Origin of the sequence: Polaribacter huanghezhanensis (genome assembly GCF_030444335.1) — a bacterium.
In the GTDB taxonomy this organism is placed as follows: domain Bacteria; phylum Bacteroidota; class Bacteroidia; order Flavobacteriales; family Flavobacteriaceae; genus Polaribacter; species Polaribacter huanghezhanensis.
Genome location: NZ_CP128595.1, coordinates 1,525,341 through 1,537,462 on the forward strand (window position 1 = coordinate 1,525,341; position 12,122 = coordinate 1,537,462).

At 29.4% G+C, this 12,122-nt stretch carries 14 protein-coding genes; all 14 read left to right on the forward strand.

What is annotated here, in order from left to right; genetic code table 11:
- Positions 1 to 2: 2 nt before the first annotated feature.
- The 14 genes from KCTC32516_RS12160 (at position 3) to KCTC32516_RS07335 (ending at position 12,116) form a co-directional block, all read left to right on the forward strand.
- Positions 3 to 1,085: an EpsG family protein gene (locus tag KCTC32516_RS12160; protein ID WP_366911089.1), complete on the forward strand. Its 1,083-nt coding sequence runs from the start codon at positions 3 to 5 to the stop codon at positions 1,083 to 1,085.
- A gap of 72 nt (positions 1,086 to 1,157) precedes the next feature.
- Positions 1,158 to 2,306, forward strand: a complete 1,149-nt coding sequence (gene wecB, locus KCTC32516_RS07275) for a non-hydrolyzing UDP-N-acetylglucosamine 2-epimerase (protein WP_301399758.1) — start codon at positions 1,158 to 1,160, stop codon at positions 2,304 to 2,306.
- 5 nt (positions 2,307 to 2,311) lie between these two features.
- The gene (locus KCTC32516_RS07280; RefSeq protein ID WP_301399759.1) at positions 2,312 to 3,421 is read left to right on the forward strand and encodes a glycosyltransferase; all 1,110 of its coding nucleotides are present in this window, start codon (positions 2,312 to 2,314) and stop codon (positions 3,419 to 3,421) included.
- Positions 3,422 to 3,469: 48 nt separating this feature from the next.
- A complete protein-coding gene (locus KCTC32516_RS07285) occupies positions 3,470 to 4,420 on the forward strand; it encodes a GDP-L-fucose synthase family protein (RefSeq protein WP_301399760.1) in 951 nt (316 codons plus the stop codon).
- 2 nt (positions 4,421 to 4,422) lie between these two features.
- Positions 4,423 to 5,550 carry a GDP-mannose 4,6-dehydratase gene (gene gmd, locus KCTC32516_RS07290; RefSeq protein WP_301399761.1) on the forward strand — a complete coding sequence of 376 codons (1,128 nt, stop codon included), beginning with the start codon at positions 4,423 to 4,425 and terminating at the stop codon, positions 5,548 to 5,550.
- 56 nt (positions 5,551 to 5,606) lie between these two features.
- Positions 5,607 to 6,608, forward strand: a complete 1,002-nt coding sequence (locus KCTC32516_RS07295) for an NAD-dependent epimerase/dehydratase family protein (RefSeq protein ID WP_301399762.1) — start codon at positions 5,607 to 5,609, stop codon at positions 6,606 to 6,608.
- 5 nt (positions 6,609 to 6,613) lie between these two features.
- Positions 6,614 to 7,423, forward strand: a complete 810-nt coding sequence (locus KCTC32516_RS07300) for a hypothetical protein (protein ID WP_301399763.1) — start codon at positions 6,614 to 6,616, stop codon at positions 7,421 to 7,423.
- A complete protein-coding gene (locus KCTC32516_RS07305) occupies positions 7,423 to 7,836 on the forward strand; it encodes a sugar 3,4-ketoisomerase (protein ID WP_301399764.1) in 414 nt (137 codons plus the stop codon). The genes KCTC32516_RS07300 and KCTC32516_RS07305 overlap by 1 nt, the downstream gene beginning before the upstream one ends.
- Positions 7,823 to 8,248, forward strand: a complete 426-nt coding sequence (locus tag KCTC32516_RS07310; protein WP_301399765.1) for a sugar 3,4-ketoisomerase — start codon at positions 7,823 to 7,825, stop codon at positions 8,246 to 8,248. The genes KCTC32516_RS07305 and KCTC32516_RS07310 overlap by 14 nt, the downstream gene beginning before the upstream one ends.
- Positions 8,248 to 8,772 carry an acyltransferase gene (locus KCTC32516_RS07315; RefSeq protein WP_301399766.1) on the forward strand — a complete coding sequence of 175 codons (525 nt, stop codon included), beginning with the start codon at positions 8,248 to 8,250 and terminating at the stop codon, positions 8,770 to 8,772. The genes KCTC32516_RS07310 and KCTC32516_RS07315 overlap by 1 nt, the downstream gene beginning before the upstream one ends.
- Positions 8,765 to 9,868 carry a DegT/DnrJ/EryC1/StrS family aminotransferase gene (locus tag KCTC32516_RS07320; protein ID WP_301399767.1) on the forward strand — a complete coding sequence of 368 codons (1,104 nt, stop codon included), beginning with the start codon at positions 8,765 to 8,767 and terminating at the stop codon, positions 9,866 to 9,868. Before KCTC32516_RS07315 ends, KCTC32516_RS07320 begins: the two co-directional genes overlap by 8 nt.
- A gap of 4 nt (positions 9,869 to 9,872) precedes the next feature.
- The gene (locus tag KCTC32516_RS07325; RefSeq protein ID WP_301399768.1) at positions 9,873 to 11,111 is read left to right on the forward strand and encodes a glycosyltransferase family 4 protein; all 1,239 of its coding nucleotides are present in this window, start codon (positions 9,873 to 9,875) and stop codon (positions 11,109 to 11,111) included.
- Between the two features lie 29 nt (positions 11,112 to 11,140).
- Entirely contained in the window at positions 11,141 to 11,377 is a 237-nt protein-coding gene (locus KCTC32516_RS07330; protein WP_301399769.1) for an acyl carrier protein, read from the forward strand.
- Positions 11,361 to 12,116, forward strand: a complete 756-nt coding sequence (locus KCTC32516_RS07335) for an SDR family NAD(P)-dependent oxidoreductase (protein WP_301399770.1) — start codon at positions 11,361 to 11,363, stop codon at positions 12,114 to 12,116. Before KCTC32516_RS07330 ends, KCTC32516_RS07335 begins: the two co-directional genes overlap by 17 nt.
- Positions 12,117 to 12,122 lie beyond the last annotated feature (6 nt).

Here is a 12,122-nt window from a genome sequence, read left to right on the forward strand (position 1 = left end):
AAATGATAATTTCGGGATTATTACTGTTCTATTTTCTTATACTACAATTTTTTGCTCATAATGCAAAAAAATATATAGGTGATGGTCTGCCATATTTATTTTTATTTGTTTCTTTAATTTTACTGAATTTAGTTAGATTGTATGGTCAATCATCTTTTCCAGATATACCTGAGTATAAGTATATGTTTGAACAAATTCAACCAATTTCATTTATTATAAAGAATGGATATGGACTAGATGATTATGCTTTTACTGTTGAGATTGGTTATAGATACTTTATTTCTATATTTAAGTTATTTTCTAGTAATTTTTCTTCATTTCTTTTTTTTACTTCCTTAATACAACTTTCAGTTTTTTATTATTTCTGTAAGAGATACAAAATAAGTACCGTAAATGCATTTCCAATTTATATTGCACTTACCTATTTAACATTTCAAATAGGTATGTTACGACAAGCATTAGCCTTTTGTATTTTTCTAATTGCATTAATTCATATTAATAAAAAAACTATTTATCTTTTGTTAATTTTTTTAGGAATAACATTTCATAATTCTATGATATTTTGTTTAAGTTTAATATGGGTAGATAAGTTTATTAATAGAAAATTGATCTATTTTCTGTTTTTATTTTCATTAATACTGTACGTTTTAAAAGTTGATTTAATAAATTCTATAATATCCTTTTCAGGATTCGATACTGAATTCGATGCCCTAAGGATTGGTTACTATATGAATAGTGTTGATCGACAGAATAATTATTTAGGAATTGGTTTTTGGGAAAGGGTTATTTTATTTATCTCAATGAATTTTATATATAAAGAACTCTTAATTAATAATAAGATAAATAAATACAATAATTTGATATATAATTTAGGAGTATCTGTAATTCTGTTACAAATATTTTTCTTTGCTTCACCAACTATAACTAGTAGACTTAGATATTACACAATAATATTTCCATTAATTTTTATTTCAGAGTACATATATACAATATCTAAAAATAAATTAAAATGGTCATATCAATTTTTTTTCAGTATTTATCTTTTCATACACTTGTCTTTTCAAGTAACATATTTAACAGAATAATAAACATAAACATTTGTCATTGACACTTAAAATAAATATAATTAAGTCTACATAAGTTTTAAATTGATTCAGATGAAAAAAATATTGCTTGTTTTTGGTACACGTCCAGAAGCAATTAAAATGGCCCCTCTCGTTAAAGAGTTTTTGAAATATCCAAAAGATTTTAAGACTATAGTATGTGTGACAGGGCAGCATAGAGAAATGTTAGATCAGGTGCTAGAAATATTTGAGATAACTCCAGATTATGATTTGAAGATAATGAAACAAGGACAAGATCTGTATGACGTTACTGCAAAAGTTCTTGTTGGAATGAGAGACATATTGAAAGAAACTAATCCTGATATGGTTTTTGTTCACGGAGACACATCAACATCAACAGCAACAGCATTAGCTTCTTATTATCAACAAGTACCAGTCGCTCATATAGAAGCAGGACTGAGAACCAATGATATATATAGTCCTTGGCCGGAAGAGATGAATCGTCAAATAACCGGGAGAATAGCAACTTACCACTTTTCACCTACAGGTTTAAGTAAGAAAAATTTATTAGCTGAAAATATTAAAAATGAACAAATAATTGTAACAGGAAATACTGTAATTGACGGTCTTTATTTGGTTCTTGAGAAAATAAAAAGTTCTAATAGGTTAAAAGATGAATTAGAGAAAAACATCAAGGAATTAGGTTACAATGTTAATCGGATTAAATCAAATAAAAAGCTAGTTTTAATTACTGGTCACAGAAGAGAGAATTTTGGGGATGGGTTTATTAATATCTGCAAGGCTTTGAGAGATTTAACTCTAAAATATCCTGATGTAGATTTTGTATATCCAATGCATTTAAATCCGAATGTAAGAAAACCGATAATTGAAATCTTTGGAAATGAAACTGAGAAGCATAATATGTTTTTTATAGAACCGTTGGATTATTTAAATTTTGTTTTCTTAATGGGAATGTCTAGTATAATTTTAACTGATAGTGGTGGTATTCAGGAAGAAGCACCAGGTCTTGGGAAACCTGTATTAGTAATGCGTGATACAACAGAAAGACCTGAAGCACTTGAAGCAGGAACGGTAAAACTTGTTGGAACAAATTATGATAAAATTATTACAGAGGTTTCGAAGTTAATAGATAGTAAAGATTATTACGACTCTATGAGTAAGGCTGTTAATCCATATGGTGATGGGTTAGCCTGTAGTAGAATAGTTAAATTTTTTATATAAATTTTATGTTAAAAGTATGTTATTTTACATCAAAAAAATCTTCTGATGTTCGTGTTTTTGAAAAAGAATGTTCCTCTCTTGTAAATGCAGGATATGAAGTTTATTTGGTATCCCCTAATGCAAAAGACGAAATAAAAAATGGTGTTCATGTCGTTGGTTTTCCCTATAAACCAAAAGGACTCTTTCAAAGGAATTTTAGTTTACCGAAGCTTCTTTATAAGAAAGCGTTAAGCATAAATGCAGATATTTATCACTTTAATGACCCATCATGTTTACATTATGGTGCAAAGTTAAAGCTGAAAGGTAAAAAAGTGATTTTTGATAGCTTTGAAGATCATCCTTTATTAATTTTTGAAAAAAAAACAATTCCATACCCAGTATTATACATAATATCAAAGATATATACTGCTTATGAATATTATTATTGCAGGAAATTTGATGCTATAATTTCATGTTATCATTGGACTCAGGAACGACTTGAGAAAACATGTAAAAACAATAAATTGATATTTAATTTTCCTGTTTTAACAGGAAGTAGAACAAAATTTGAGGATAGCACTAAACCCTCGTTGTGCTATGCTGGGTTATTCTCGGAGATGTGGAAAATAGAAAATATTGTCCGGTCTTTACCTGAGTTAGGAGATGTTCAGTTTAATTTGGCAGGACACGGAGATAATTCCTATATTGATAAATTGAAAAATTTGGAAGGTTGGAAAAAGGTCAATTACATTGGATTAGTAAAACGTGAGGATGTCCATAATATCATATATGCAAAATCGCGAATAGGAATGGTTCTTTTAGATTATATACCTCTTTGTAAGGGTAATATTGGGAATTTATCAAACAACAAATTTTTTGAATATATGATGGCTGGTTTACCAATTATCTGTACAGATTTTATTTTGTGGAAAGAAATAGTCGAAATTAATAAATGTGGAATATGTGTAAACCCAAATAATATAAATGAAATAGCAGCTGCAATTAAATATTTAGTAGATAATCCTGAAATAGCTAAACAAATGGGGGAGAATGGACGTAAACTTATTGAGCAGAAATATAATTGGAAAGCTGAAGAAAATAAGTTAATTGGTCTATATAAAACAGTACTGGATTAATTATTCTAGATTTAAAATTTTATTATAGATTTTTTAAAAACCAATCATATGAATAAAAAAACAAATATATATATTGCTGGACATAAGGGCATGGTGGGCAGTGCAATATGGAGAAATTTAGTATCTAAAGGTTATAAAAACTTAATTGGAGCAACCAGTAAAGAACTTGATTTAAGAGATCAACAAGCTGTAAAGTTCTTTCTGAAGGATGAAAAACCTCAGGTAATTATTGACGCTGCTGCAAAAGTAGGAGGTATTCTAGCGAACAATGATTTTCCCTATGATTTTTTAATGGAGAATATGAATATTCAAAACAATCTCATTGATGGTGCCCATACGGCAGGTATTGATAAATTTATTTTTCTAGGGAGCTCCTGTATTTATCCAAAGTTTGCTCCACAACCTTTGAAAGAAGAATACCTATTAACTGATTCTTTAGAGCCAACTAATGAATGGTATGCTATTGCCAAAATTTCAGGAGTCAAGACGTGTGAAGCTATAAGGAAGCAATATGGGAGGGATTATGTTAGTTTAATGCCAACAAATCTATATGGTATACATGATAATTTTGATTTAAACACATCTCATGTTCTTCCAGCAATGTTAAGAAAGTTCCACGAAGCAAAAAACAATAACAATTCTCCAGTAACATTATGGGGTAGTGGTAAGCCAATGCGAGAATTTTTATTTGTTGATGATTTAGCGGAAGCGGTAGTTTTTGCTTTAGAAAATAAACTGCCAGAATACTTATACAATGTAGGCTCAGGTGTCGATTTAACGATTAAAGAATTAGCTGAAACAATACAAGATGTTGTTGGACATTCAGGAGAATTAATATGGGATAGTTCTAAACCTGACGGTACTCCTCGTAAATTAATGGATGTTTCTAAGATGCACGCCTTAGGTTGGAAACACAAAATAAATTTAGAAGATGGAATAAGAAAAACCTATCAATGGTTTTTAAATAATATCGATTCAATAAAAGAAATAAAACTATAATTATGAAAGTAGCATTAATTAGTGGTATTACTGGTCAAGATGGCTCTTATTTAGCTGAGCTATTGTTAGAGAAAGGGTATGAAGTACATGGGATTAAACGAAGAGCTTCTTCTTTAAACACAGATCGTATCGACCATTTGTACCAAGACCCTCACCATCCTAATCAAAAATTAAAATTACATTATGGTGATTTAACAGATTCTATGAACCTCACTAGAATTATAGAGGAATGTCGACCTGATGAAATATATAATTTAGGAGCTATGTCTCATGTGAAAGTCTCTTTTGATACCCCTGAATATGTAGGTAATGTTGATGGTCTTGGAACTTTGAGAATTTTAGAAGCGGTTCGTCTATTAGGCTTAGAAAAGAAAACCAGAATATACCAAGCCTCTACTTCTGAATTATATGGAGGTATACCAGAGAATAAAAATGACAATGGGTTTTATGATGAAAACTCACCTTTTTATCCCCGTTCACCTTATGGTGTTGCAAAAATTTATGCGTTTTGGATTACCAAGAACTACCGTGAAGCCTATAATATGTTTGCTTGTAATGGGATTTTATTTAATCACGAATCTCCTAGGCGCGGTGAGACTTTTGTAACACGTAAAATTACTCGTGCTACTGCAAGAATTGCTTTAGGATTACAAGAAAAATTTTATTTAGGAAATTTAGAGGCGAAAAGAGATTGGGGTCATGCTAAAGATTATGTCCGCATGATGTGGATGATTCTTCAGGCTGAGCAACCAGAAGATTGGGTAATTGCGACTGGAAAAACAACTACAGTAAGAGAATTCGTTAGAATGAGTTTTGCTGAGGTTGGAATAGAATTAGAGTTTAAAGGGTTAGGCATCAATGAGAAAGCATATATAAAATCATGTAATAATTTAGAATATCAACTAGAATTGGGAAAAGAAATATTAACTGTTGACCCAAAATATTTTCGTCCAACTGAAGTTGACTTATTAATAGGAGATCCTACAAAAGCTAATACAAATCTTGGTTGGATTCCTGAACATGATTTAGCTTCTTTAGTTAATGACATGATGAGTTCTGATATCAAGTTGATGAAAAAACATCAGTATTTAAAAAATGGAGGATATGATACAATCAATCATTTTGAATAGACTAAATATAAATTATAAATCTTTAGGTACTTATTATCTATATATCTTAAATTAAAATGAAAAAAATACTTGTTACTGGTGGATGTGGAATGATTGGTTCCAATCTTGTTAAACGTTTAGTAAAGGAAGGAAACGACGTTTTCGTAATCGATAATTTGTGGAGGGGGAAGTTAGAATACCTCAATGATACAAATGGGAAATCTGTTATTGATCTTAAAACTAGATTCTTTAATATGGATTTATCTATAGCAGAAAATGCTGATAGCATTATTCTAGATGTAGATTATGTTATTCATTTAGCTGATATTGTGGCTGGAATAGATTATGTGTTTAAGAATCAAGGTTCCATATTTAGACTAAATAACTTAATCAATTCTAATATTATTGATTCTTGTCGTAAGGCTGGTAAAGATATTGTTAAAGGTTTTATTTATGTAGGTACAGCTTGTAGTTTTCCTTTAACTCGACAAAATTCATTAGATGTAATTCCTTTAAAAGAGGAAGAACTATATCCAGCTTTACCTGAGTCAGCATATGGGTGGAGTAAATTAATGGGACAATATGAAACTGATTTATTAGAAAAAGAGACTGGTATTCCAACTAGTACTTTGATGTTCCACAATGTATATGGAGCTCCTTGTGATTTTGGTGAACGAAGCCAGGTTATCCCAGCTTTAATAAGAAAAGCAATTAATTCTGATTCGGAACCTTTTCATGTTTGGGGAAGTGGGGAACAAGGTCGTGCATTTATTCATGTTGATGATATTGTGAATGCATTATGCTTATCTTTAGATAAAGGCTTAGGGGAAGGTGTTATTCAGATAGGTCCTTCTATTTGTACTTCTATTAAAGAAATAGCAGAACAGGTAATTAAAATTTCTGAGAAAAATATTGACCCACTTTACGATACTACAAAGCCAGAAGGAGATAAAGCACGAAGTGCTGATTATTCCAAAGCTAAAAGAATATTGGGTTGGGAGCCTCAAGTAAACTTAGAAGAAGGTTTAAGACAACAATACAACTGGATAAAAATGCAAATTGAAAATCATAAACTATAAAAATAATGAATAAATCAACTGCTTTAATAGTTCTTACTTGCGATAGCTATTCTGATTTGTGGCCTATGTTCATAAATTTTTCAGAAAAATATTGGCCTGATTGTCCTTATGATAAATACTTTATTACTAATAATAAATCGATTCCAGAATCAACTTTTAGTGCAATAAAAATAGGTAAAGATGAAAGTTGGTCTGACGGATTGTTAAAAACAATAGATAAATTAAAATCGAAATATGATTACCTTTTGATTACATTAGAAGACAGTCCAATTATTGAATATGTAGATCAAAATAAACTAAACTTGATAACAAATTCTTTTTTTGCTGCTAAGGGAAACTTCCTTTCTCTTTTTACTCAAAACAATATTGGTACACCTACACGGAGATATAATGAGTTTTTTGGAATAATTGATAAAGGTTCTTTGTACAGACCTACCTGTGTTTATTCATTATGGAAAATTTCAGTTTTGGAAGATTTATTAGTTAGGGAGGAGAATGCGTGGGATTTCGAAAGATATGGATCTGTTAGAAGTGATAAATATGATGGTTTTTTTATGGTGTATAATAATTTTTTTAAAATGTCAAACACTGTTATTAAAGGAAAATGGTTAAGATCTGAATATAAAAAAATAAGTAACTTAGGCTTTCAACCAGATATTAAGAATAGAGAATTAATGTCTAGAACTGAAGAATTAAAATTTAAGACATATGTTTTAATATTTGTTATTTTAAATAAATTTATTCCAATTCCTTGGAAAATAAGAAGGAAAGTTATTTTCACTTTAAAGGGATACAAATACAAAAAACTTGATTAATGACTTTTAAAACTGAGAAAATTATTTCTTTACCAAAAATTTTAGATAAACGTGGTAATTTGAGTTTTTTTGAAAACGATAAACAAATACCATTTAAAATAAAAAGAACATATTTAATTAACAATGTTCCAGGTGGTGAAGAAAGAGGAGGGCATGCTTTTAAAAAATCTCAAGAATTTATTATTGCTCTTTCAGGTAGTTTTGATGTTGTTTTAAGTGATGGTGAAAAAGAAATTATATATAGTTTAAATAGGTCTTATCAAGGTTTGTATGTACCAAATATGTTATGGAGAAGATTGGAAAATTTTTCTACAAACTCTTTAGTACTAATTACATCATCCATAGCCTATGATGATAATGATTATATAAGAGATTTTATAGATTTTAAAACACTGAGAAATGAAGAGAAATAATAATACTGTTTTTGATTGTTCAGTGATAGATCTTCCCCAAATTTGCAATGATGCAGGAAATATTACGATTTTGGAAAACGGAAATAATATCCCATTTGATGTAAAAAGAGTTTATTACTTATATGATATTCCGGGAGGTGCGTCAAGAGGGGGGCATGCACATTATCAATTAGAACAATATATAATTGCTGGTTGCGGTAGTTTTGAAGTGATTCTAAACGATGGGGGAAACAGTAAAAAAATAACTTTAAATAACCCTAATAAAGCTCTCCATATTGTTCCTGGTTTGTGGCGAGAATTGGATAATTTTTCATCAGGATGTATAACTTTGGTATTAGCTTCAGAACTCTATGATGAGGCAGATTACATTCGTAAATATGAAGACTTTTTAAAATTTAAAAAAGAAAGATAATGATACATCCAACTGCAGAGGTGCAATCTATTAATATCGGTTTAAACACATTTATTTGGCAATTTTGTGTTGTTTTGGAAGGTGCTACCATTGGAGACGGATGTAATATCAATAGTCATGTTTTTATAGAAAACGATGTTATTATTGGCAATAATGTAACGGTGAAATCGGGAGTTCAATTGTGGGATGGGTTAAGAGTTTCGGATCATGTTTTTATTGGACCAAATGTGACATTTACTAACGATATGGTCCCTAGATCTAAATCTTATCCAACGTCCTTTTTACAAACAAAAATTTGTAAAGGAGCATCAATTGGTGCAAATGCAACAATTATAGCTGGTAATGAAATAGGTGCTTATGCTTTTATTGGCGCTGGTAGTTTAATAACTAAAAATATTCCCGATAATACCATCTGGTATGGAAATCCGGCTCACCATAAAGGATATATTACAAATAAAGGCATTTTATTAGATCTTGATTATAAAGATAAAAATGGATTAAAACATAAATTAAAAGATGATTAAATTTTTAGACCTACAAGGGCTTAATAAACAATATTCAGACGAAATAAAAAACATTACTAACGAAGTAATAGATTCTGGATGGTATTTACTTGGAGATAAAGTTAAAAAATTCGAAAAGAATTTGGCTCAATTTGTAGGAACTGAATGTGCAATTGGCTGTGCAAATGGCTTAGATGCTCTAAAATTAATTCTTAGAGGTTATATTGAAATGGGGGTAATGAAGGAGGGAGATGAAGTAATAGTGCCTGCAAATACTTATATAGCGTCTTTACTTGCAATTACAGACAATAACTTAATACCTGTTTTGGTTGAGCCAAATATTGTTAGTTATAATTTAGATATCGACAAAATTGAGGAGGCAATTACGGATAAAACGAAAGCAATTATGATCGTGCATCTTTATGGTCAAGTTTGTTTTAATAAGAAATTAAAAAAAATAGCTACTGATAATAATTTAAAGATTATTGAAGATAATGCCCAAGCCATTGGAGCAAATTATAACAATTTGAAAACTGGAAGCCTTGGAGATGCTGCGGGTTTTAGTTTTTATCCAGGAAAAAACCTTGGAGCTCTTGGGGATAGTGGCGCAGTAACTACGAATGATGAAAAATTAGCGAAAATTATTAGGGCTGTGGCAAATTATGGTTCTGAAATTAAATATAAAAATAAGTTTAGTGGTTTGAATAGTCGAATGGATGAAATTCAGGCTGGTATACTTTCTGTCAAATTAAAATACCTTAATGATGAGAATGCAAAGCGAAAAGAAGTCGCTCAATATTATCTCAATCATATTAATAATCCTGAAATAATCCTACCAGAAATAATTAAGGGTAATATTAATAGTCATGTTTGGCATTTGTTTGTGATAAGATCCGAAAGAAGAGATGAGTTGAAAGAATATTTAGAAAAGAATGGAGTGCAAACAGTTATTCATTATCCAATTCCACCGCATAAACAGGAATGCTACAAAGATTTAAACAATTTAAAGTTTAAAATAACCGAAAAAATTCATAGAGAAGTTTTATCATTACCAATTAGTCCTATTTTAGATAAAAATGATATGGTTAGAATTGTAGATCTTATTAATAAATTTTAGGTTAATGGGAAAAATTTTTTGGTTAGTAAATTATTATGCAATGCCTCCAGAACACGAAAGTCGTCTGAGAGCAATAAAATTTGCACAGTACTTAAATGATGCTGGTTATGAAACTAAAATCATTTCATCTAGTTTTCTACACAATAAGAATATTAATCTTTTGACACCAGAGTTAAAGTTTAAAGAGGTTTCGTATGGTAATCTAGATTTTATTCATATAAACAGTAAAAGTTATTCATCTAATAGTTTCTATAGATTTTGGAGTTTATTGATTTTTCATTTGAAGCTACACTTTTATTCAAGGAATTTCGATAAACCAGATTATATATTACATACTTGTGCCCCTCCTTTTGGATTTATTACAGTTTTTACGGCATTTAAGTTAAAAGCAAAGTATTTTACAGAAGTTTTAGATTTGTGGCCAGAATCCTTTCTTGCTTTTGATTTGGTTAGTAAAAACAATCCAATTTTAAAACTTTCTTACTTTATAGAAAAATGGATGTATATTAAAGCAAATAAAATAATATTCTCAATGGAGGGGGGTATAGAATATTTAAAACAAAAGAGATGGCTAACAAGTCAAGGAGGTAAAATTGATGATAACAAAATACATTATATAAATAATGGTGTTGATATTAAAGATTTCGATTATAACAAGATAAATTATAAGTTAAATGATATGGATCTACAAAACGATGATTTTTTTAAAGTTGTTTATATTGGATCTGTGAGATTAGCTAATAATATCATAAAGCTTATTGAAGCTGCTTCTTTAATAAAAAGCTCAGCTCATATTAAAATTTTAATATACGGAGACGGTGAGGAAAGAGAAAAATTAATATCTTACTGTAAAAAGAAAAATATATCAAATGTAATATTTAAAGAAAAATGGGTTAACCCCAAATATGTTCCATATATTTTATCAAAAAGTAATCTTAATATTCTTAATTATAGTCCAAATTATATTTGGAATTATGGTGGTAGTCAGAGTAAGTTATTTCAATATTTGGCAAGTGGTAAACCAATATTATCAAATTTAAAAATGGGGTATTGTTTAATTACTAAATTTAATTTAGGAATTGCAAAAGAGTTTAATTCGGCTAAAGATTACGCAAACTCTATAGTGAAAATTGCAAACTTAGATAAAAAAGAGTACGATGATATGTGCTTAAATTCAAGGAGTACCGCATTAAATTTTGATTATATAAAATTGACAAATGATTTCATATCATTAATTAAATAACATTAAAAATAACATTAAAAATAATTATTATGAATAATAAAAAACTTATTGAAGCATTTTGTAATGCCTTAGAGATTGAAGCTAGTATTGTGAAGGATGATTTACAATACCAAAGTATTGAACAATGGGATTCAATTTCTCATATGATTTTAATTGCTGAGTTAGAAGATGTTTTTGATGTTGAAATAGATACAGATGATGTTATTGATATGAGTAGTGTTGCTAAATCTAAAGAAATTTTAAATAAAAATGGAATTAAATTTTAATTTATTATCTGGAAAGACAGCATTAATTACTGGTGCCTCCTCAGGTATTGGAAAAGAAACTGCTTTAACATTTGCGAAGAACGGTGCTAACTTAATTTTAATTTCAAGAAATGAAGTAAAATTAAAAGAATTATCAAAAGACTTAGAAAAGTTTAATATAGTCGTTGACTATTATGTAATTGATATTACAAACACTGAACTGTTAAAGAATCTGTTTACGCAAATAAAAAAAAGTAAGGTAATTATTGATGTTGTTGTCAATAATGCGGGTATAATGGAGGATGCTGTTCTACAAATGGTGAGAACTGAATCAATTAAAAGAACATTTGATACTAATGTTTTTGCTTTAATTGATATAAGTAAGAGAGCTTCTAGGTTAATGATAAGAAATAAAAAAGGTTCGATTATTAATTTATCATCGATTATAGGTTCTAACGGAAGTAAAGGTCAGTCAATTTATAGCGCTAGTAAAGCTGCAGTAATTGGTTTTACAAAATCTTTAAGTAAAGAATTAGGCCCCCTAAATATTCGTGTTAATTCAATTGCTCCAGGTTTTATTATGACCGGCATGACAGAAGGTATTGCTGATTGTGTTGTTCAGGATAATTTAAAATCAATCTCATTAGGCAGGCTAGGTACAACTAAAGATGTTGCTAATGTGATTCTTTTTTTGGCTTCGGATTTGTCCGAGTATGTTACAGGTCAGGTCATTGGCGTAGATGGTGGAATGGTGATTTAAAATATT